The organism is Arthrobacter sp. MMS18-M83 (assembly GCF_026683955.1).
Classification (GTDB): domain Bacteria; phylum Actinomycetota; class Actinomycetes; order Actinomycetales; family Micrococcaceae; genus Arthrobacter.
On sequence record NZ_CP113343.1, the window covers coordinates 2,101,264 to 2,121,568 of the forward strand.

General features: G+C 63.0%; 23 protein-coding genes. 6 read left to right on the forward strand and 17 right to left on the reverse strand.

Features of this window, described 5'->3' with window-relative positions:
* Positions 1–95: 95 nt before the first annotated feature.
* From OW521_RS09880 to OW521_RS09920, 9 genes are all read right to left on the reverse strand, one after another.
* Entirely contained in the window at positions 96–398 is a 303-nt protein-coding gene (locus tag OW521_RS09880) for a DUF4193 domain-containing protein (protein WP_028266109.1), read from the reverse strand.
* Positions 399–542: 144 nt separating this feature from the next.
* Positions 543–719 (reverse strand): hypothetical protein, encoded by a 177-nt coding sequence (locus OW521_RS09885; RefSeq protein ID WP_268024997.1) that lies wholly within the window; start codon positions 717–719, stop codon positions 543–545.
* A gap of 56 nt (positions 720–775) precedes the next feature.
* The gene (locus OW521_RS09890) at positions 776–1,651 is read right to left on the reverse strand and encodes a DUF6454 family protein (RefSeq protein ID WP_268024999.1); all 876 of its coding nucleotides are present in this window, start codon (positions 1,649–1,651) and stop codon (positions 776–778) included.
* Positions 1,632–3,179 (reverse strand): inositol monophosphatase family protein, encoded by a 1,548-nt coding sequence (locus tag OW521_RS09895; RefSeq protein ID WP_268025001.1) that lies wholly within the window; start codon positions 3,177–3,179, stop codon positions 1,632–1,634. Before OW521_RS09895 ends, OW521_RS09890 begins: the two co-directional genes overlap by 20 nt.
* A complete protein-coding gene (locus OW521_RS09900; RefSeq protein WP_268025003.1) occupies positions 3,176–4,252 on the reverse strand; it encodes an ABC transporter ATP-binding protein in 1,077 nt (358 codons plus the stop codon). Before OW521_RS09900 ends, OW521_RS09895 begins: the two co-directional genes overlap by 4 nt.
* A 31-nt stretch (positions 4,253–4,283) precedes the next feature.
* Positions 4,284–5,153, reverse strand: a complete 870-nt coding sequence (locus OW521_RS09905; protein ID WP_268025005.1) for an ABC transporter permease — start codon at positions 5,151–5,153, stop codon at positions 4,284–4,286.
* Positions 5,153–6,115: an ABC transporter permease gene (locus OW521_RS09910; protein WP_268025007.1), complete on the reverse strand. Its 963-nt coding sequence runs from the start codon at positions 6,113–6,115 to the stop codon at positions 5,153–5,155. Before OW521_RS09910 ends, OW521_RS09905 begins: the two co-directional genes overlap by 1 nt.
* Entirely contained in the window at positions 6,112–7,272 is a 1,161-nt protein-coding gene (locus OW521_RS09915; RefSeq protein ID WP_268025009.1) for an extracellular solute-binding protein, read from the reverse strand. The genes OW521_RS09910 and OW521_RS09915 overlap by 4 nt, the downstream gene beginning before the upstream one ends.
* A 171-nt stretch (positions 7,273–7,443) precedes the next feature.
* A complete protein-coding gene (locus tag OW521_RS09920) occupies positions 7,444–8,262 on the reverse strand; it encodes a COG4705 family protein (RefSeq protein ID WP_268025011.1) in 819 nt (272 codons plus the stop codon).
* 175 nt (positions 8,263–8,437) lie between these two features.
* On the opposite strand from OW521_RS09920, the gene OW521_RS09925 reads away from it, so the two are divergent.
* Complete coding sequence (locus OW521_RS09925) at positions 8,438–8,878, forward strand: hypothetical protein (protein WP_268025013.1); 441 nt, start codon at positions 8,438–8,440, stop codon at positions 8,876–8,878.
* A 91-nt stretch (positions 8,879–8,969) separates the two neighbouring features.
* On the forward strand, positions 8,970–9,284 hold the full coding sequence (locus tag OW521_RS09930; protein WP_268025015.1) for a hypothetical protein: 315 nt from the start codon (positions 8,970–8,972) through the stop codon (positions 9,282–9,284).
* Positions 9,285–9,304: 20 nt separating this feature from the next.
* On the opposite strand, the gene OW521_RS09935 is transcribed toward OW521_RS09930, so the two are convergent.
* From OW521_RS09935 to OW521_RS09950, 4 genes are all read right to left on the reverse strand, one after another.
* Complete coding sequence (locus OW521_RS09935) at positions 9,305–9,622, reverse strand: ArsR/SmtB family transcription factor (RefSeq protein WP_268025016.1); 318 nt, start codon at positions 9,620–9,622, stop codon at positions 9,305–9,307.
* Complete coding sequence (locus OW521_RS09940) at positions 9,619–9,888, reverse strand: SRPBCC domain-containing protein (RefSeq protein WP_268025018.1); 270 nt, start codon at positions 9,886–9,888, stop codon at positions 9,619–9,621. Before OW521_RS09940 ends, OW521_RS09935 begins: the two co-directional genes overlap by 4 nt.
* Before the next feature lie 139 nt (positions 9,889–10,027).
* On the reverse strand, positions 10,028–10,699 hold the full coding sequence (locus OW521_RS09945; protein ID WP_268025021.1) for a response regulator: 672 nt from the start codon (positions 10,697–10,699) through the stop codon (positions 10,028–10,030).
* Positions 10,696–12,324, reverse strand: a complete 1,629-nt coding sequence (locus tag OW521_RS09950; RefSeq protein ID WP_268025023.1) for an ATP-binding protein — start codon at positions 12,322–12,324, stop codon at positions 10,696–10,698. The genes OW521_RS09945 and OW521_RS09950 overlap by 4 nt, the downstream gene beginning before the upstream one ends.
* Before the next feature lie 266 nt (positions 12,325–12,590).
* On the opposite strand from OW521_RS09950, the gene OW521_RS09955 reads away from it, so the two are divergent.
* The 3 genes from OW521_RS09955 to OW521_RS09965 all read left to right on the forward strand — a co-directional run bounded on the left by OW521_RS09955 (position 12,591) and on the right by OW521_RS09965 (position 15,520).
* Complete coding sequence (locus tag OW521_RS09955) at positions 12,591–13,457, forward strand: ABC transporter ATP-binding protein (RefSeq protein WP_268025025.1); 867 nt, start codon at positions 12,591–12,593, stop codon at positions 13,455–13,457.
* A complete protein-coding gene (locus OW521_RS09960; RefSeq protein WP_268025027.1) occupies positions 13,454–14,338 on the forward strand; it encodes an ABC transporter permease in 885 nt (294 codons plus the stop codon). The genes OW521_RS09955 and OW521_RS09960 overlap by 4 nt, the downstream gene beginning before the upstream one ends.
* An 87-nt stretch (positions 14,339–14,425) precedes the next feature.
* A complete protein-coding gene (locus OW521_RS09965; RefSeq protein WP_268025030.1) occupies positions 14,426–15,520 on the forward strand; it encodes an ABC transporter substrate-binding protein in 1,095 nt (364 codons plus the stop codon).
* A gap of 91 nt (positions 15,521–15,611) precedes the next feature.
* Here the strand turns inward: OW521_RS09965 and OW521_RS09970 are convergent, their stop codons facing one another.
* The 3 genes from OW521_RS09970 to OW521_RS09980 are packed head-to-tail and all read right to left on the reverse strand — an operon-like array spanning position 15,612 to position 18,569.
* Positions 15,612–17,018 carry an amidase gene (locus OW521_RS09970; RefSeq protein WP_268025032.1) on the reverse strand — a complete coding sequence of 469 codons (1,407 nt, stop codon included), beginning with the start codon at positions 17,016–17,018 and terminating at the stop codon, positions 15,612–15,614.
* A complete protein-coding gene (locus OW521_RS09975; RefSeq protein WP_268025033.1) occupies positions 17,011–17,199 on the reverse strand; it encodes a hypothetical protein in 189 nt (62 codons plus the stop codon). The genes OW521_RS09970 and OW521_RS09975 overlap by 8 nt, the downstream gene beginning before the upstream one ends.
* Positions 17,196–18,569: an amidohydrolase family protein gene (locus OW521_RS09980; protein WP_268025034.1), complete on the reverse strand. Its 1,374-nt coding sequence runs from the start codon at positions 18,567–18,569 to the stop codon at positions 17,196–17,198. Before OW521_RS09980 ends, OW521_RS09975 begins: the two co-directional genes overlap by 4 nt.
* A gap of 68 nt (positions 18,570–18,637) precedes the next feature.
* Here OW521_RS09980 and OW521_RS09985 point away from each other — a divergent pair, with 68 nt between their 5' ends.
* Positions 18,638–19,597 (forward strand): polysaccharide deacetylase family protein, encoded by a 960-nt coding sequence (locus tag OW521_RS09985; RefSeq protein WP_268025036.1) that lies wholly within the window; start codon positions 18,638–18,640, stop codon positions 19,595–19,597.
* Here OW521_RS09985 and OW521_RS09990 read toward each other — a convergent pair.
* A complete protein-coding gene (locus tag OW521_RS09990; protein WP_268025038.1) occupies positions 19,594–20,274 on the reverse strand; it encodes a maleate cis-trans isomerase family protein in 681 nt (226 codons plus the stop codon). The genes OW521_RS09985 and OW521_RS09990 overlap by 4 nt on opposite strands.
* Positions 20,275–20,305: the final 31 nt, after the last annotated feature.

The following is a 20,305-nucleotide window of genomic DNA, read 5'->3' on the forward strand; positions in this document are numbered from 1 at the left end:
ACCAGGCCCAGTAGTCCCGCAGACATGCAAAAGCCCCGCCCAGCTGGTTTGGTCTTGCTGGATTCCAGTCTGGCGGGGCTGCATTGCGTGCGGGCTTAGCCTTCGCAGTCGCGGCAGTACTTGAGGCCGTTCTTTTCCAGTGCGATCTGCGACCGGTGACGGACCAGGAAGCACGATGAACACGTAAATTCATCGGACTGCTCCGGGACAACGATGACGGTCAGTTCTTCGCCGGACAAGTCGGCACCCGGAAGGTCAATGCCCTCGGCTGTGTCGTTCTCGTCGACATCGATCACAGCAGTCTGGGCACCGGAGCCGCGTGACGCCTGAAGGGCCTCGAGCGATTCGGCGGGAGACTCTTCTTCGGTCTTGCGTGGGGCGTCGTAATCGGTAGCCATTGGTGTGGTTCACTTTCGTTGCTGCATAGTGCCATTTCAGGCACCTCAGTGAAGCAGTTTAGGGCATAGTACACGCCATCAACGAATAGTGTGTTCAACGAGACATTTAGCTATCCGGGAACCCCGGAAAATCAAGGGTTTGCGCTACTCCTCGGCCCGGATTTTCCGGGCTTGGGCGTCCGCAATTGCCACGCCGCTGAGGGCCGGGAGCCAGCCGTACCGGGTGGCTTCAGTGGCTCCGGAGGCCCCCAGCTCGGCAGCATCGTAGAAGTAGGCTGCCTCGATCCAGGCGCTGACCTTGGACATGATGGATACGATCATGCGGCCACGCTATCCATGCCCGGTTCAGGAGCCGTTTCCGGACTGTCACGGCTGTGTTAAATGATCCGGTAACTCAGGATCCGGTAACTCAGGATCCGTGTTCCGCCGGACTCGTCACCGTCGTCGGGAGCTGCATGAAACAGTAGCCCGGATTCATCCACGGTGACCGTGACAGGATTGCGGGTGATGACGTGACCGGCAGCGCTGAACACGCTGACGGGGACGTCCCGCTTGATCCTTTTCCGCAGTGGTTCCACCAGCGCCAGTCCCCCGAGTTCAAGGGGGCTGCCACCAGCCTGCCGCAGCAGTGAAATACCGCTGCACAGCAACAGCCCGGGACCAAGGAGTTGGGCATCCTGGTAGTCAACGAAGTGGCCGGGGTTCTCCCACTGGTCCAGCAAAAGGCCCTCCGTATCCCAGGTGTAGAGGTGCCGGGAACCCCAGCTTCCACCGAAGACGAGGTCCAGTCCGGGATCGCGGAGGATCCAGCCAATGTGGTCGTCCACGCGGAACCGCTCGCGGACCTCGAAGCTGTCCGGATCGATCGTGTAAACGATGCTCCGGCTCCGGGCCCGGTACTCGGCCACGGAGACCCACACGTGATCGCCGTCGTAATCGATACCACCGGGGTGGTACACCGCGTCCTCGCCCACGGGGATATCCCGTACCAGCCCGCCGTCCGGGTCGAGCACGAAGACGTGCCCGCTCCCCCGCCCGGGAGTGCGCAGTGCCGGATCCGCCGCAGGGCGCGGCGCCTCGAGGATTTCAACAGAGGACAGGAATGTCAGTCCTTTGGCGAAGGCCATGCCCTGCGGGTGGTGCGTGGGAAAGTCGAGGTGGACCTCCCCGAGCAACTCAAAACGGCTCCCCCGGTCAATCGCAGAAACAGCGTCGGCGAGCAGGGCCCGTTTCTCAATTGCCGGCGTCGGCACTTACTTGCCTCCAGAGTTCGTAAAGCTCGGCGGAATACTCCGGTCGGACCACAAGCACCCCACCATGTTCGGGGAACATGTCCGTCTCACCGTCGGAATTGAGGACAACGCCCCCGGCCTCATGAACAATGAGCGTGGCGGCCAAGTGGTCGATGGGGCTGAAGCCGCCGATAATCGCTCCCGCACCCCGTCCCGCGGCGACGCCAACCACGGTCATGGTGGCTGACCCCATGATCCGCATGATGCTGTGCCGCTCGCCAAGCTCCTCAAGAAGCTTCAGCATGCCGGGCCACGGCAAGTGCCCCGCCAGTTCCGTCGCCACGACGGTTCCGGCCAAAGGTGCCGGCAAAACTCCCGCAGGAGCCAGCAACAGCGGCTGCCTGTCCAAGCGGGCACCCCAGCCAGCCACGGCTTCGAAGATCTCACCGCGCCACGGGTCCGCGACGACGGCCACCGCGGGCTTGCGGTCCATAGCCAAGGCAAGCGAGAACGCCGTCCACGGAATGTGGTTCACGTAGTTGGTGGTTCCGTCGACCGGATCAAGGTACCAACACGGTGCGCCGGGCACGGCGACTCCGCCCATTTCCTCGCCAACCACCGTGTGGCCGGGAAGGCGGGCAGCAATCACTTCGCGGACATAGCGCTCGACGGCGACATCCACTTCCGTGACCAGATCAGCAGGGTGCGCCTTGGTCGAGACCTGGCCGCGATCGGCGTCGCGCATGTACCCGACGGCCCACTCGGCAAGTTCCAGGGCGACTTTCCGGGACTCGAGAACCTCGTCCCCGGCCAGAGCCCTCGGCGCCTCGGCCGAAGCCCATGCTTCGGGATCTTCGGCGATGGCGCTTTGCAACAGATCCAACTGGTTGCTGGTGATCGAATCCACGCCAAGTCCCAGCGCCCAGCGCATGGACTCCAAATCGTCCACGGTCCAGCAGGAAACCTTCGCCCCCGCTAAGTGAATCTGTTCCACCATGTCCTTGCTGAGAACCACGTATTCGGAGTTGACGAACTCGGGGTTCAGTTCGGCCAGCAGGTCTTCCGGCGGGGCGACCCTTTTGTTCCACGGCAGCCAGATCCGGGCATCCTGGTCCAGTGCGCGGATGGTGCGCATTCCGTCCAGGTTCCCGCACCAGGACACTGCCACACCGCTTTCGCGCACGACGGCGGCAGCCGTCTCAGCGGGACCCGGCTCGTCCATGTCGATGAGCAGCGTCGACGGGCTGCCGCGGAAAAGTTCGAGGGCTTCGGAAAGCAGCGGGATCCGCTCCTCCCCGGCGCCCAGCTGGCTGATCCGGTCATAGTCGACGTCTGCCGCTTCGCAGTCCAGGCCCCAGATCCTCAACAGGGAGGCGTCATGGAGGAGGATCACTTGCCCGTCCTTCGTGACCCGGACGTCCACTTCCACGAGGTCCGCGCCCGCTTCGATGGCTGAGGCGATCGCAGGCAGGGTGTTTTCCAGGAAGTTGCTGGAATCACCACGGTGGGCGGTGGCGCGGGTCTTTTTGGTGCCAATGATGTTGCTCAAAGTGCGGCACCCGATTCGGCTACGAGCCGCCCGTCCCGGAAGGTCATGGCCTTGCGAATCTCCGCGTAGGTCTGCTGGCCCGGCCGCATGAGCTCGCCCGTGACGAAGCTGCGGAGCTGAGCGTCCGCCCTGCGCAAATACACCTCCTGGAAATGTCCGCGGGGGACAACCCTTTCAACTGTGGCCGGGAGTGCGCCGTCGAACGGCATGTCATGCAGGATGACGTCCTCCGGTCGGATCCCGAGGATATCCCCGCCCGCTGAGATGAGTCCGTTGTTGAGCGAGCCTTCCACGCGGTTCATGCTGCCGATGAAGGTGGCTACAAATTCGGTTTCCGGGCGGGCATAGAGGGCCTCCGGGGTGCTGTATTGCTCGATCCTGCCCGAATTCATGACGGCGATGCGGTCGGACATGGACATCGCCTCTTCCTGGTCGTGCGTGACGATGACCGTGGTGATGCCCAGCTCCTGCTGGATCTTGCGGATGTCTTCGCGCACTTTGACACGCAGTTTCGCGTCCAGGTTGCTCAGGGGCTCATCGAGGAGCAGGAGCTTCGGCTCCTGGACCAAGGCGCGGGCCAAAGCCACGCGTTGCTGCTCGCCGCCGGAAATGCGGGCCGGCTTCGAATCCTTGTGGTGCAACAGGCTGACCAGTTCCAGGACGGTTTCCACCCGGTTCTTGATCTCGGCTTTGGACATCTTGCGCAACTTCAGCGGGAAGCCGATGTTCTTGGCCACCGTCATGTGGGGCCACAGAGCGTAGTTCTGGAACACCATCGCGCTGGGGCGGTTCTCCGCGCCCAAGTGGGACACTTCCTGGCCTTCCACCTCGATGGAGCCGGAGTCGGGTTCCAGGAAGCCGGCGATCATCCGCAGCGTCGTGGTCTTGCCGCAGCCGGAGGGCCCCAGCAAGGACACGAGTTCGCCCTCGTTCACCGACAGGTCCAGGTTGTCGATGATCGTACGGCCGCCGAGGATCTTGTGGAGGCCGCGGATGGTCAGTCCACCGCTAGCCGCGGCGCCCGGCCCGGTGGTGCTGGCCGGTGGTTCAGTCAATGGTTCATGAATTGTCATGGGGTCTCTGTCTGACGTTGAGCGCAGGGCGCTATTTGATCTGGAAGCCCTCGGCGAGCTGGCCGCCGAGGATGTGCTTGTGCGCCGCGAGCATGAGGGCTACGGAGGGGATGGCCAGCAGAATGGAGAAAACGGCCGCCACTTGGGTGGGGTAGTTCAGCACCAGGCTGTACATCTGGGTGGGCATGGTCATGAAGGCCGGCGCACCAACCAAATACGTTCCTTGCGCTTCGTCGAAGGACGCCAGGAAGGACATCACTGCCGCGACGATGATCCCGGGCAATGCCATGGGGAGCGTCACTGAAGTGAACACGCGCAGTTTGGAGGCTCCGGCGTCGCGGGCTGCTTCTTCCAGGTTTCGCGGCACGGCAGCGAACGCTGCCGCGGGGATCCAGGTCATGAAGACGACGGTTCCCAACACGTGCACCACAAGGATTCCCAGTACGGTGTTCATCAGGTTCAACGCATAGAACAGCGCCGCGAGGGTGACGAACAATCCCATCTTGGGGAAGGCGTTGGTCGCGAACAGGCTGATCAGGAAGAACCGGCGTCCGGGAAAATCAAAGCGGGCAAAGGCGTAGGCCGCAGGCAAACAAATGATTGCAGAAACCAGCACCGTCAGCGGAGCGAAGAACAGGGAGTTCTGCACCGCGACGCCGAGTGCGCCGTCGTTGATGACAACCTGCCACCAGCGCAGTGTCCAATCGTCGGGAAGGAGGTTGGGGAACGTCCAGTTACCGGCGAAAGCGCGGACGCCCAGCCAGAGCAAGGGACCCAGGATGAAAACGACCATGAGGACCACGAACAGGACCACCAGGGCACTTCGGACAATCGAGTCCAGGGTGAGCGCCGGACGGGTGCGGGAAGCCGGCCCGGTGCGGGAATCAGTAGCGATAGCCATCAGACTTTCCCCTGTTCCTTGGCGGAACGGAAGTTTGCCCACACGTAAAGCGCGGCAATTCCGGAGGCAATCAGGAACACAGTGAAGGCCATAACTGCCGACTGCTGCGGCTGGTTGAAGGACGAGAAGTAGTTGGACATGTCCACTCCGAGCATGTTCGGCGAATTGGGCCCGGTGAAGTAAGGGACCGTGAACGATCCAACGATTCCGATTGCGGTAAACGTCGTCGCGATGATGATTGGAACAGCGGCCATAGGAACGATCACTGAGACGATCGTGCGCAAGGAGCCGGCACCGGCGTCGCGGGCTGCTTCGATCATGGCGTTGGGCACGGACTGCAGTCCGGAGGAGATCATGAGCACCGCGAAAGGCAGCGAAGTCCACACCGAGCCGATGATGACCGTGACCATCGTGAAGGCCCAGACCGGAAAGTCAAGCCCGAAGAGCGCGAAGACGCTCCGCAGGAAACCCGTACCGGAATAGAAGGTCAGGATGGCCCAGGAAGCGATGACCACCGGGATGAACAGCGGCACAATCGCAAGGCCGGAGAGCAGGCGGGCCATTCGGCCGCCCTTAAGCTTGAGGTAAAGCCCGATCCCCAGGGCCAGGAAGAGGACCGTGATCGTGCTCACGAGAGTCACAATGACCGTGACAAGGAGGTCCCCGAGGAAACGCTTGTTGGTGAACATCTCCTGGTATGCCGCCAGGGTTCCCCACCAGGCGTCCGCCTCGTGCACGTTCTGGCCGATGGTGGCGATCGTGTGGTTCAACCCGCCGGTCAGGCCGATGCTGAAGCCGAAGGCGAGCACGATGGGGAAGCCGACAAAGATCGCGATCAGCAGGATCGGCGGGAGGGCCATGAAGAACCCCACGCCTCGCTGGCCAAGGCGCTTCGGTCGCCCGACGCGAGCCGGCGGAACCGTGGGTTCCAGTTCCGCCGGCTTGTGAAGCGTGGTTGTCACTGGCCGGGAACCTTCTGGTCCCAGAGGTTGTTCAGGTCCTTGCCCATCTGGTCGAAGTAGCCCTTACGCAGGTTGTTCGTGTCTGCGTCTTTGAACTTCTCCTTCACATCTGCCGGCAGCTTGTCCAGGCTGATGGCCGGGAAGCCGGACATCTCCTTGATGATCGTAGTCTGCGCGTCAGGCGTGAGGACGAAGTTGGCAAGCTTCAGCGCCGCTTCCTGGCGGGGCGAGGACTTGGGAATGCCGAGGTAGGCAGCACCGCCGGTGAAGGACGGGTTGCTGATCTGCGCGGCCTTCACGGAGGAGGGAATCTGGCCGTTGGTCGAGCCGGTGATGAACTGGTCGGACCAGACCGGGGCCATGGAGATCTGTCCACTGGCGAGCAGGTCAAGGGTCTGCTTGTTGCCGTTGGGGTAGACGCCGCTCTGGAAGACGGAGGAGTTGAGGTCCTTCAACGCCGCGAAGCCCTGGTCCCAGTACTTCTCCAGGTCCTTCTCGTAACCGACGGCCATCTTGGCGCGGGCGTCGGCCGGGACGAACTTGTCCAAAACCGTGGCAACGAATGCGCCGCCGGACCCACCCGACTTGGGCGAGTTGTAGGTGAACTTGCCCGGGTTTGCCTTGATCCAGGCGAGCAGCTCGTCAAGAGTCTTGGGCGGAGTAGCCACAGTCTTGGTGTCATATGCCAGGAGCACTGCGGACCCGCGGTACGGGATGCCGCCCGTGCCACCGGCCTTGATGACATCCTGCGGGACATCGTTCAGGGCCGAAATCGTCTGCGAGCTCACGGAGGTCAGCAGGTTGGCTGCGGAGGCCTTGGGAACGAAGCCGCCATCCACCAGATCGAAATCTGGTTCCTTGTTCTGCTCTGTGGCGCTGGTCAGTTTCGCCAGTGTCTGGGCGTCGTGCTCACCGTGCAGATCCAGCGTGACTTTCACGTGGTAGCCGGGGTTGGCCTTTTCGAACGCGGGAACAAGGCTCTTTTCCCACAGGTTCTGGACGTTGGTGTCCCCACTGATGAACACGGTGACCGTCTTGTCCGGTGATGCGCTCGCGCCATTGTTCTGGGCCGATGCGGTACTGCTTTGCGCGCAGCCGGTCACAGCGGTGGCTGCAACTACGGCGACGGCGGCCGCTGCTAGGAAGCGGTTGGTCATGGTGTTCCTTCATCTCGTCTCGAAAAGTCCCCAAATGCAGGAACCACCATCCAAGGCCAAAGTGAAGGAACGGGTCACGGGTCATGAATCCAGGGTTAACCGGAAACGCAATTAAAGCGAATATGTCAGGACATACGAACAACAGTACGAAATGTGCACGCTCATACTGCCCTACGCGAGGGTTCGCCGCCTTGCGATGGTCAAGAACGCGACCAAGACGGCTATCGCTGCGGCCAGGACCAGGCTGACCGGTCCGGTGCCCCATTCGAGTCCCCCGCGGGCGGCGGAAACAGCTGTCCAGTCGGCGAACGACGCACCCAAGGGCCGGGTCAGGATGTACGCGAACCAAAAGGCCGGGATCGCTGGGAGCAGGCGACGCCAGTGGGCCAGCGCGGGGACCGCAATAGCAACTGCGAACATGATGCCTGAGGCAAGGTAGCCCAGGCCAAGCGTGTAGGCGGTCAGGTCCCCGGTAGCCGTGCCGAGTGCGAACGTTGTCAGCACCGCAGCCCAGTAGAAGGACTCCCGACGCCGGGTGGTGATGCTGTGAATGGAAAGAGTCTTCTCCCTCCGGTGCCAGAGCAGGAAAACGACGGCGAGCGCCACGGTGAAGAACAGGGTCGACGCCAGGTAGGGAACGCCGAGCCCGACATGCACCGCGTCGGCAGCCATGGTGCCGAACACACTGACCATCGCGACGGCTGTCCAGTAAACCCAAGGGATGTAGCGGCGGACGGAGAACTGAAAGACCAACGAAATCAGCAATGCTGCGAACCCCAAGGACAAGGCGATCTCGGGTTCGAACCGGTGGACGAGGAAGTCAGACGTCGTTTCGCCCATCCCGGTGGTGAGGATCTTCGCTACCCAGAACAAGAGGGTGACCTCGGGTACCTTCGAGGCGGAGGCTCGGGAGACGGCGTTTTTCTGTGTTCCGCCGGTTGCTACGGCGTCCTCAACCCGCGGGCTGTCGGTCAGTTCTTCGGGCATCATGGCCCCATTGTTCATGGCCTTCCCGAACGTTTCCCGAAAATGACGCGGGGCGCCGGGGTCGGACGTGAGTCCTCAGCGAATTCCGTGATCGGAATGGACAGAATTCCCCTCGTCAAACCCTTCGATCCGTGCTCTGATGAATAGCACATACGGGGATTTCGCACAGGGAGCCACCGTGAGCAGCAATCTCGAACCGCTGATTCCAGCTCGTCCGGCTACACGAACGGCCTTGGTCATCCTTACTGGCTTCACTGCCGCATTGTGTTGGTGGATTGCAATTGCCGGAGTCGCGAACAGCGCGGCCGGTATCATCTTCCTGGCCATTCCCGTCTTGGCAACTATCGCAACACTCAGGGCCGCACGCCGTCGGCCCCCTCCCCATAAGGCACAACACGTCAATCAATTGCAACGCCACAGGGCACGCGGCGCACTATCCGCGCATCGCAGATCCGCGGTGGTCCTCTGTGGCTTCACTGCGGTGTTGTGTTGGTGGATAGCGATAGTCGCAGTGGTGAACATCGCGGCCGGCACCGTCGTCCTGACCGTCCCGGTGCTGGCAACCATCGGAACGGTCCTGGCTGCCCGATACAAAGGCCGCGCTCAAGCCCGTGTGTGAGCCGGGTTAAACGCCCCGGCCCGGGATCGGTGCAATCGAAACGGCAGCGAGCCTCAGCGCGGCCCAGCCCCATCCGCGGGATAATGGATACATGGCCGATCAGGATCTGGATCCTTGGGATGAGTTCGACAGGCTCAAGCCCGCAGGACACGATCGTGTCCAGGGATACCCTGGCGGAGAACCCTTGGGCTTTGGCTTCCGGACGGGCGTGCGCAGTGCAAGAGTGGCCTTCGGGTTCGCCGTCTACGCGCTAGTCCTTGGAACCCTACTCGTCCTCATCGGGGCCATCGATTTTATCGGCAAGGGTGAGTTGCTGTGGCTGGGATTGATGGCGCTCGTCGAAGCCGCCTTCATCTATGGCTTCATCCAGCTGGCACACCAAGCGCGCAACCGGCGCTCAACTTAGACCATCTGGTGGCCGAAGGGCTACAACTGCTCCGCGATTCGCTTGATCGCAGCCAGGCGACGATCCCATTCAGCGCCGATGCGATCGAGGCTACGTGCCGTCTCACTCAGTTGTGAGCCGAGCACGCTGTAGCGTAGCTCGCGGCCGACACGCACTGACTCGACCAGTCCAACCTCCTGCAGCACGGCGAGGTGCTTCGCGATCGCCTGTCGGGTGACCGGGAGCCGAGCAGCGAGGGCCGACGCCGACGCGTCGCCCTCGCCGAGGGCCGCCAGGATGCTCCACCGCGTCTCGTCGCCGAGTGCGGCGAACACTGGAACCAAGGTGCTCGGGGTCACGACCGACCTTCGAGGTAGGCGACCAGTTCGTCCAGTTCAGAGTCCCAGCCCTGACGGTGGCTCTCCATGTTGAAAGCCGGGTCGGAGGTCGCGTCAAAGCCGGTCTCGACGACCGTGAGTTGAGTGCCGCCGTCGAGCGCTTCGAGCGTAAAGCGGAACACGGTCGAGCGCTCAGGGTCGACCTCGGCCGATTGGGTGCCGCGCGCGTCGTCGTTGCTCCAGCGGTAGGCGATCATACGGGGTGGGTCGAGCTCCTCGATCAGCACCGGGAAGTCGCCGTAGCCTTCATGATTCTGTTCCCTTCAGTCAGTTACTGCAACTACAGGGTTGCATTAACAATCCAAAAGAGCAACCCCTAGGTTGCAGATCTGGGCTTGCATCTGTCGCCAGATATCCCGCTGGGCCTCAAGCCTTCCTCGGCAGGTATGTATTCACCGGCCGCCCGGTAGCGCCGTAGGCCAAATGCAGGTCAATGAGCCCCTTCCGTTCGAGTTCACTGAGGTAACGCTGGGCGGTGGGGCGGCTGATGCCGACGCCGCTCGCGATCTCCGAGGCACCCAAGGGCTCAGTGGAGTGGACCACCGTGTCAAGGACTTTTTGCATGGTGGGTGGCAGACGTCGCGGTCCTTGGGCCGGGGCAGCCGTCCGGCGCAGGCTGAACAGCTGGTCCACCGTCGCCTGATCGGCCACGGTCCGGGACTCCGCCTCCTTCCGCCAGCGCCGATAGGCCTCCAACTGCGTTTGAAGTTGCTCAAAGCCGAACGGCTTGACGAGATAGTAGACCGCTCCCCCGCGCATGGCAGCCCGGACGGTCTCAAGGTCCCGTGCGGCAGTGATCATGACGGCGTCGAGCTTTTCACCGGCTCCCTGCAGTGACCGCAACAGGCTGATGCCGTCTTCGTCGGGGAGGTAGACGTCGAGGAGAAGCAAGTCGGGTTTGAGCCGCTGCACGGCTTCCCTGGCTTCCGCCGCGGTGTGCGCCTCGCCCACGCATTCGTACCCCTCGATTTTGGCCACGCGGCTGGCATGGATGCGCGCTACGCGGAAGTCGTCGTCGACTACCAAGGTGCGGATCATTCGATCGATTTTCCTGTCATTGCTGGGCTTTCGGTTTCCACGTGCGGTTCCGGCAACCAGATTTCAAAGCGTCCCCCGGGGCCCGGGAAAACATCCATAGTGCCTCCTGCGCGGTGAACGATCCTGCTCACCAGCGCAAGGCCTATCCCGCGCCTCATTCCGGGCCGCGGTTCCTTGGTGGTGAAGCCATCGGCGGCAATCTTGCCCACCAATTCTGCGGGAACACCGGGCCCATTGTCGGTCACGCAGATGAAGATACCCGAGGAATCGTCCAGCTGGATGGTCACCTCGCGGGGCGCAGGCTGGTCCGAAAGGATCTCGACGGCGTTGTCCAGGAGGTTCCCGACGATCGTGAGCAGCGCTTGCGTTTCCAGGAACGGTTGGCGCAGCTGCGAGTCGTCAGTCACCGAAATCTCCACGTCCTGCTCAGCAGCCACGGTGATCTTGGCCAGTAAGAGCGCGGCGAGCTCCGGCGGCTCTATCCGCGAGCGCAGGCCCTCGCCAAGCGATCGCGACGTGTCCGAAATCCGCGATACGAAGTTCCGAGCCTGGTCCACATCCCCGAGCTCCAGAAGTCCGTCAACCACATGGAGGCGGTTGGCGTACTCATGCTCCTGGGCGCGCAAGGCCTCCATCAGGCCTTCGACGGAGCGCAGATCTCGCACGAGGCCTTCAACCTCCGTACGGTCGCGCAATGTCACCACCGAACCTATGCTTCTGCCGGCCAAGGCAACGGACATCCGGTTCACCACCAGCAAAGCGTCCTCCGTGATCACAATCTGATCGGTTCCACTGATCTGGCCGGTCAGCAGGGAGCGGAGCCTTCCCGGCGGCAGAAGATCCTCGATCTTCTCCCCCAGTACGCTGGCTTCCAAATTCAGCAGCGAGCGCGCCTCCGAGTTGATAACGGTGACCCGCCCGTCGTCGTCGAACCCGATCATCGCCTCCCGGATCCCGTGCAGCAGCGCCTCGCGCTCTTGCAAGAGAGACGCAATCTCCACCGGTTCGAGATCGAAAGTGACCCGCTTGATCCTGCGCGCCAGCAGCGCCGAACCCGTGGCGCTGATCAAGAGCACCACGGCCGAATAGCCAGCGATCAGCCACACTTGCTGGGCAAGTTCACTGCTTTCCGTGGTCTCCAGGATCCCCACCGAGACCTGCCCGACGACGGTCCCGTCCGCCGCGCGCACCGGCGCCTTGGCGTTGACTGAGTCGCCCAGGCTCCCTTTGTCGATACCGACATGGGTCTGCCCATCAAGGACCGCGACCGGTTCTTCAAGGGTTCGGCCGATGAGGTCCGGGTTCGGATGGGAGTATCGCTTCCCCGCGCGGTCGCTCACGACGACGTACGCCGGCTGCGCCTCTGCCTGCACCTTGGTGGCGATCGCCTGGATGGATTGGTTTGGGTCTCCATTGGCCAGCGACGTCACGATTTCGGGCATTTGTGCCACTGTCGTGGCAATCCCCAGCGCCCTGAGCCGGTACTGATCTTCGAGGGTCTGGTTGCTGATCTGGGTGTAGAGAAGCGCGCCCAGGGTGACGGTGACGAAGAGGATACAGAGCAGCCACACCAAGATCTGGGAGGCCAGGGGACGTGCCTTCCAGCGCGCAAGCAGAGCCTTCACGGCCCACGCAACTCTATGTGTACTGCCATCCTCTTCCTCATTTCCTACTAGCAGCTTATGTGACAAAGTTCACGGCCACTATGCAGCAGGCCGTGCCTTTCCTGCGATTCACGGCCGTGCATAAAGGCTCAAAACCTGCACTTTTGCTGTTAACCGCCACAACTTACTGAAGCCTTCTGGCACGGAGTTTCACTTTCTAAGCTCTACATAGTTTCCGTGATCCGGATCACGCACACATAAACCAAAAGACAGAGAGGTCTTTGCAGATGGAAGCCAACAATCACCACCGCCCACCCGGCGCTCTAGGGAGAGCCGAGGACAGTGCGGGTATCGACATCGTCGGGTTGACCAAGCGTTATCTCACGCCCAAAGGCGAGACATTCACCGCCATCCGTGATGTCACCCTCAGGGTGGAACCCGGCCAGTTCTGCTCCATTGTCGGACCGACCGGCTGTGGCAAGTCCACCACGCTCGCCCAGGTCTCAGGCCTGGAAAACCCGAGCGAAGGCTCCGTCAAGGTGGGCGGCATGACCGTGGAGGGCATCACGAACGGCGTGAGCTACATGTTCCAGGCAGACGCACTGTTCCCCTGGAAGAGCGTGCTCGGCAACGTGATGATGGGCCCGACGCTCCTCGGCACGCCCAAGCGCGAAGCCACGGCACTGTCCATGGACTGGCTGCGTCGGGTCGGCTTGGCAGGCTTCGAGGACCGCTACCCGCACCAGTTGTCCGGGGGTATGCGCAAGCGCGTAGCAATGGCTGCGGCCCTCATCAACAATCCTCGGATTCTCTTGATGGACGAGCCGTTCGGCGCGCTCGACGTGCAGACCAAGGCCATCATGCAGAACGAGCTGCTGAAGCTCTGGGAGGAGCTGCGCCCTTCGGTCCTGTTCATCACTCATGACCTCGACGAGGCGGTGGCGCTCTCCGATCGGGTCGTCATCATGACGAGCAGTCCGGGCTCGGTCAAGGATGTCTTCGACATCGATCTGCCTAGGCCGCGCGGAAATGTCCAGGAGATCCGACACGAGGAGCGCTTCCTGGAGCTCCAGGGGCACATTTGGGAGTCCTTGAAGGACGAGGTTACCCGCGCTTATGCGCGCACCGCAGGGGCAGCAGGAGCAGCAGCATGACAACCCTCACCCATAATGAAACGCGCAAGAGCGAGAAGCCAGTGGAAACCGAGACAGCAGCCAAGAACGCAGGCCGGAACAAAGCCCGGCGCCGCACGAGAGCGATCTGGATAGGTCGCCTGATGCTCGCCGTCATGGTGGTTGGCGGCTGGCAATGGTTCACTGAGGAAGGCTGGGTCGACAAGTTCTTCTTCGGCCAGCCCACGCAGATCTGGGACGCCCTCGTCAAGCTCTTCACAGAGGGAACCGCATTCGGCACCATTTGGGAGAACCTCGGGGTCACGGCCCAGGAGGCGCTCCTCGGTTTCGTGCTCGGGACGCTCGTCGGTGTCGTGCTCGGCCTCCTCCTGGGCTCAAACAAGTACCTCTCGGCGGTAGTCGGGCCGTACATCCGGATCTTGAATTCGATCCCCCGTATTGTGCTCGGCTCGATCTTCATCGTGGCGTTCGGCCTCGGGAGCTTCCCGAAGATCCTGCTCGCAGCCGTGCTCGTGTTCTTCGTCGTCTTCTTCAATGCGTTCCAAGGCGTCCGCGAAGTGGACCAGAACCTCGTGGCGAACGTGCGGGTGCTCGGCGCCTCCCCGTTCCAGGTGGCGATGCACGTGACGATCCCGTCCGCCATGACGTGGATCATCGCGAGCCTCCACACGGCATTCGGCTTCGCGATCATCGGTGCCCTCGTCGCGGAGGTGCTGGGCGCCCAGAAGGGTATTGGCCTCATCATCAGCCAAGCCCAAGGCACCTTCGATCCGGACACAGTCTTCGCCTGCATGGTGATCATTGCCGTCATCACGCTTGGGGCCGAATTCCTCATCGGGCTGCTTGAGCACCGGCTCCTCAAGTGGCGTCCACCGAACCGCTCCGAAGCCCAGTCGATCTAAGGCCGAAAACAGACTTTCCCACCCAGCAATTCTGTTCCACCAAAACACCCACATCCCTTCGGGGATCAACATAGGATGCGTAAAACAATGATGAAACGCACTATCTTTGCCGTCGCCGCTACCGGAGCCGTTGCCCTCAGTCTCGCGGCATGTGGCGGCAATTCCCCCGCTGCCAGCGGCGGGGGCACTGCGAGCTCCGGCCCGATGCCCACCGTGAAGATGATGATCGGCGGCATCGACAAGCAGATCTACCTGCCGTACAAGCTCGCGGACCAGCTCGGCCTGTACAAGAAGTACGGCGTCAATATGGAGCTCTCGACCGAGACCGACGGCGGTGTTGGCGCCGAAGATGCCATGGCATCAGGCCAGGTCGACATGTCCGGCGCTTGGTACATCCACACCTTCGACTTCCAATCCAAGGGCAAGAACATCATCAACCTCGTGCAGCTCTCGGGGGCCCCGGGCGAGCGCATCATGTGCAGCCCCAACGCCAACGTCCACTCCGGCGCCGACATCAAGGGCAAGAAGATGGGCGTCACCGACCTCGGATCCGGCACCGACACGCTGACTCAGTTCATCGCCGCGCAGGCCGGCGTCTCGCACAAGGACTACACCACCGTCAAGGCCGGAGCGGGCGCTACCGCCCTTGCCGCCATCAAGACCGGTGCGGCTGACTGCGTCATGACGACCCAGCCGACCGTCGCCGCTTTGCAGAACCAGGGCATCGCTCAGTCGGCGATCGACCTCGCCACGACCGACGGCGCAAACAAGGCTGTGGGCGGCACCTGGCCTGCTGCGGGCGTCATCGCCAACGCCGACTGGGTCAAGACCCACGAGGACGCCGTTCAGCGGGTCGTCAACGCGCTCGTGGAAACGATGCACTGGATCGCGACGCACTCGGCCCAAGACATCGCCGACAAGCTGCCCCAGGACTACGTCCAGAACAAGAACGTCAAGAAGGAGGACTACGTCAAGGCGCTCGAGCAGGACAAGGGCCAGTTCCTCCCGGACGGCATCATGCCCGCGGGCGGCCCCAAGACCATCGCTTCGATGGAGAAGCTGCTCGGCATGGACACCTCGAAGATCCCGGTCGGCGGCACCTTCACGAACAAGTACGCGATCGAGGCGAACAAGGTTGGCGGCTTCACGACCACCTCGACGCCTGCCGGCGACAACGGCTGATGTGATCCCCACATAGAAGGTACCGGCGTCACAATGCCACCGAGCAAATGACGCCTCAGGATCGGCCTGCGTGGTACTCCACGCAGGCCGATCATGCGTTTTCAGCCAGCACGATGTCCCGCACCGGCACCTTGGCGTGCCACGAGGTGTGCCTTTCGTAGACATGCGCAATGCGCAAGAGAGCCGACTCCGTGAATTCCCGTCCCAGGAAGTGCATCCCCACCGGTTGCCCTCCCGCAAATCCGCAGGGAATGCTCAGTCCGGGCATTCCGGTGAGGTTGGCTGGGGAGAGCATCATGAGCGCGCTGGAGAGGGAATCCTGTCCCGTTGAGCCTGTCAGTGAATGTGACATGTCCGCTTCGATCGGCGCAATAGACGGCAGCGTTGGGGACACCAGCGCCTGGATCCCGGCGTTCTCCATGGCAGACCGCAAGAAAGAGCGAAGATACGTGCGCACTTGGCGTGCCAGTTGGACATCCTTGACGGGGATCAAGGCGCCGGTTTCGATCATCACGCGGGTGCCTTGAAGATACCGCTCAGCGCTCCTGCCCAGCAGTTCGCGATGGTGCTCCACTGATTCTGAAAGGGAAATCGCCAGGCTCGCCGGCAGCGCCATCTTCAGTTCAGGGAGGGGCAGCTCGACGATCTCGACCCCCAGCTCTTCCAGCGTGAGCACGGCCCGTTCAAGGACTGCAGCCACGTCCCGAGTGACTCCCCATTCGGCCCAGGCGCCACGATCCACCGCCACGCGGGTCAAGGCGGGCATCTCCTCGGGGGGCGCCCACTCCTCCGGCAGCGCACGCGCCGAATCCGGGCCGACCATACCTTGAAGCATCGACGCGCAATCCGCCACGCTTCGAGTGATCGGGCCGATATGGTCGAGGGTGTGGCTGACATTGAGGACGCCCGACCCGTCAATCAGTCCGGCCGTCGCTTTGAGCCCCACCAGACCGTTGACCGATGCCGGATTCCGCACGGATCCGCCTGTATCCGTGCCTAAGGTGCCGGACGCGCTCCCGACGGCCACAGCCACTCCGGACCCTACGCTGGACCCGCCGGCATAGCGCACGGCGCCCCAGGGATTCTTCGACGGCGGGGTCCCCTGCCCGAAGGCGAACTCGTGGGTAACCGTCTTGCCCAGGATCACTGCCCCGTTCCGCCGCAGGTGCCGAACTACCCCGGCGTCGTCGGAAGCGACCCGGCCCTTGAGCGCCAGGGAACCGCCTTCGGCTGGCATCCCCCGCACGTCGATGACGTCCTTCACCCCGAGTGGAATCCCGTGGAGCGGTCCGAGGAACTCGCCGCGCCGCGCGCTGTTGTCGGCGGCAAGCGCCTCATTTCGAGCACCCTGTTGGTCCACGTAGGCCCACGCATGCACTGAATCTTCTGTCGCTTCCAGCCGCCCTATGACGGACTCCACGAGTTCTGCGGCGGAGAGTTCGCGGCGGCGCAGGAGTACGGACGCCTCGGCAATTCCCAGTTCCCATGCCTCAGTCATTCGCGTCACCTCCAGGGGTTGCCCGCAAACGTTGGGGGTCGAAATCGGCCCTCAGGACGGCCATGCCCTGCTGAAAATCACCGAAAGAGCGTTCGACGGCGGAACTGTCCTCTTGCAGGATGTCCTCGCCAACCAGCTCGATGAGTCGCGATCGCTGGTCCGGGGTCAGCTGCCCGTTCACCGGCGGGCCTCCGCGGTCAGCCGACCGTCCCGCACCACGCAGACTCCACCGACGAAAACGAAGCGCACGTCCCGGAAGTCTTCGGCGCTGGCCACGACGACGTCGGCATCCCGCCCCGGCTCAAGCCGAGCAGCGTTTGGCGCAATCCCTGGAATCAGCCCGACTACTGCGGACGTCGCCATGGCCACTGCCTCTGCCAGGGATCGGTAGCCGTGCTGGGCGACATCCTGCACGGCCGAGATCAATTCATCGTGATGACCCTCGTGGCCATAATCGGTGGCGAGAACCTCAACGAGCCCGGGCTCCTGCAGCAAAACATCCCAATGCTCCCGCGTGGTCACGGTCTGTTTGCGGTGCAGGAGATCAAAAACGGAGACTTCGGCAGACCAGCCGTGGTCCCTGCCGAGCTTTGCCAGCGCGAGGGCCTCGGCGGGAGTGTGCGAGGGGTGGTTGGCGTGGGAGGCGATGACAGTCGCTTTGGTTCCGCGAGTCTCATTCATGAGTTCGCGCATGACCCGTGCTGTCGCGGCTGCACTGTGCAGAATCGCAGGCACGCCATAACGCTGCGCGGCCTGCACGCCTTCCCGGATGCCGTTGATTGCCGGCTCCACCGAAGGCAACACTGCATCCGCGATGATGTTCCGCAATTCAACGAGGTCGATTCGTCCTTCCAACCCCGCCTCGGTGGCCGCGGCGCGCAATTCGGCCATATTGCAAGCGTCCAGCTCGATGAACCGGCCCAGCACGGCTTCCTTCATCCGCCGGGCCTGCGCGGGGTGCACCCGCACGCCGGTCGGCCCTTCGATGGCGCGAGGGATGTAGCTCAGGTCCTGGCCTCCTCCGCCAAGGGTCTGCCCGCCGCCGAGCTCACCGATCGCGATCGCGCCGTCGTCGAGCATCTTTTCCACCGTGGTGTGGCCAGTCTGCGCAGTCAGTCCCCGGCCGTCAGCCATGCGTGCCGCTCGCTCAGCCTCGGGCAAGTACGTCGTCGCTCCCCGGACATGGACCGCATGGCGTCGGTCCGCTTCGCGGACCTCGTCCATGGTGCAAAAACCGCAAAGGTTCAGCACGGTGGTGGTACCCGCAAGAAGGTGGCGGTCAAGATTCGCCAGCCACTCGTCGTCGGGCAGGGCGGGGGCAGCACTGGGCATGAGGGGCCCCGGTGTCACGCCGTGAACGTGGCTATTGATGAGACCGGGCATCACAACGCATCCGCTCGCGTCGATCACCTCGCCGTCGAAGGCTTGGTCCCGATCCCAACGTTCCAGAACGTCGGCGACGCGCCCGTGGCGCAGGATGACCGTGCCTGATTCGACCACCGCACTGCCCGTGCCTGGCACGACAGTGCCACCGTGAATGAGCGTAGACATTCGACTCCCTATCGATTAGGTTCATGATATCGAAGTATCTTCACTATAACCACAGAGGAGATTCAACCGTGTCCGTTTCCTCCACCAACCGTGATTTCGTGGGCTACGGCGAGCAGCCGCCGGAGTTCCGCTGGCCCGGAGGTGCGCGCGTAGCCGTCTCCCTGGTGATCAATGTTGAAGACGGAGCGGAGCGCAGCATCGCGCGCGGTGGTTCGGCCGACGATCTCGGAGCCCATTGGATCAAGCACCCAGCCCACCCCACAGTCCGGAACCTCACGCTCGAATCGGCTTTCGAGTACGGATCTAGGGCAGGCATCTGGCGTGTGCTCCGCATTTTGAGGCACCACAAGGTGAAGGCAACAGCCTTCTGCTGCGCCACGGCACTTGAGCAAAACCTGCAGATCGCCGCTGCGCTCGTCAGGGATGGCCACGAAATTGCCGACCACGGTTACAACTGGGATACCCATGCCGGGCTCGCTTCCGATGAGGAACGCGCGCTCATTACAGGGTCGCGCGACTCCATCGCCAAGAGCACCGGCGTTCCGCCCACGAGCTGGTACTCCCGCGACGGACTCAACCCGGGCACACGGGACATCCTCGCCACCGAAGGATTCATGTACGAGTCCAATAGCTTCAACGATGACTTGCCCCATCTGGGAACGGGGAAGGACGGAACAGGACTGCCCGTGCTGCCCTACGCGGGCGATACCAACGATTCGGGCCTGTTCACGCAGTTCCCCACGGCCGCCGCGTTCGCCCGTCAACTGTGTGGCACCTTGGACATGATGCTCACTGACAGCCGGTCCGGACCGTCCGTGATGAACGTGGGCCTCCACCCGCGCCTCATTGGCCGTCCTGCTTACGCCGTCGCCATGGACACCTTCTTGTCCCACGCCAGTAGGAATTCGGCATGGATTGCGACGCGTTCGCAGATCATCGAAGCGTGGCAGCTGAAGACCCGGCAAACGCCCGGACCCGCAAGCAGCGGCGACTGCAGCACCACCGGAAGTAACGCCGTCGAGCCCTAAACGGTGGCGAGCAGAGCGCCCCATCCCGGAATCGGGCGCGCGGTTCCGGCCAGTTGGAGGAGATACCACAGCGTGGCTGTTGCGCTGTCGACGACCGGCACGCCGAACTCGGATTCGAATCCGGCCGCCAGGTAGGCCGAACGAAGATTCGTCCCAATACAGACAACGGCGTCGACGCCCGGCCCGAAAGCCGGCCTCATCAGAGCGTCGATATCGGCGCCGGACATGCGCGAGATTTCCGGGTTGGACATTGAGATCGCGGGGACTGAGGAGCGGACCACTTCCAGTCCGCGGGCGGAGTACTCACGTTCGATCAGCGCCATGATGCTCGCGGGGCCGGGAAAAACGACGGCGACCCGGCCGGCGTCGAGCGCGGCCAGGGCGGCCACAAGAGCCAGGGACGCAGTGGTGGCCGGCGCGCCGGTGGCCTCCGTCAATGATTCGGCGAGTGCCCGATCGCCTTCAAGGCCGGTCCAGGATCCCGATGTTCCGTGGAATGCAACTGCGTCCAACTCGGCGTCACGGAGCAGCGACGGCGCGTCGCCGAGAACCTTCGCGTCGATGCGGTCATCAAGGTCCGCCGGAAGCCGGAAACGGCTGTAATGAACCCCGATGTCCGGCGATCCGGCCAGGATGTCAGCTGTCAGCGATTCCGCGTTGGAATTCGACGACGGCACGAGCATCCCCAAACGGGAGGAGGGGCCCGGT

Bases quoted from the DNA above. Each gene is read 5' to 3' on its own strand.
- OW521_RS09915 (WP_268025009.1), bottom strand. From the start codon at position 7,272: ATGACCAACCGCTTCCTAGCAGCGGCCGCCGTCGCCGTAGTTGCAGCC.
- OW521_RS09965 (WP_268025030.1), top strand. From the start codon at position 14,426: ATGATGAAACGCACTATCTTTGCCGTCGCCGCTACCGGAGCCGTTGCC.
- OW521_RS09930 (WP_268025015.1), top strand. From the start codon at position 8,970: ATGGCCGATCAGGATCTGGATCCTTGGGATGAGTTCGACAGGCTCAAG.
- OW521_RS09970 (WP_268025032.1), bottom strand. From the start codon at position 17,018: ATGACTGAGGCATGGGAACTGGGAATTGCCGAGGCGTCCGTACTCCTG.
- OW521_RS09960 (WP_268025027.1), top strand. From the start codon at position 13,454: ATGACAACCCTCACCCATAATGAAACGCGCAAGAGCGAGAAGCCAGTG.
- OW521_RS09885 (WP_268024997.1), bottom strand. From the start codon at position 719: ATGATCGTATCCATCATGTCCAAGGTCAGCGCCTGGATCGAGGCAGCC.
- OW521_RS09955 (WP_268025025.1), top strand. From the start codon at position 12,591: ATGGAAGCCAACAATCACCACCGCCCACCCGGCGCTCTAGGGAGAGCC.
- OW521_RS09900 (WP_268025003.1), bottom strand. From the start codon at position 4,252: ATGACAATTCATGAACCATTGACTGAACCACCGGCCAGCACCACCGGG.
- OW521_RS09920 (WP_268025011.1), bottom strand. From the start codon at position 8,262: ATGATGCCCGAAGAACTGACCGACAGCCCGCGGGTTGAGGACGCCGTA.
- OW521_RS09945 (WP_268025021.1), bottom strand. From the start codon at position 10,699: ATGATCCGCACCTTGGTAGTCGACGACGACTTCCGCGTAGCGCGCATC.
- OW521_RS09880 (WP_028266109.1), bottom strand. From the start codon at position 398: ATGGCTACCGATTACGACGCCCCACGCAAGACCGAAGAAGAGTCTCCC.
- OW521_RS09980 (WP_268025034.1), bottom strand. From the start codon at position 18,569: ATGTCTACGCTCATTCACGGTGGCACTGTCGTGCCAGGCACGGGCAGT.
- OW521_RS09905 (WP_268025005.1), bottom strand. From the start codon at position 5,153: ATGGCTATCGCTACTGATTCCCGCACCGGGCCGGCTTCCCGCACCCGT.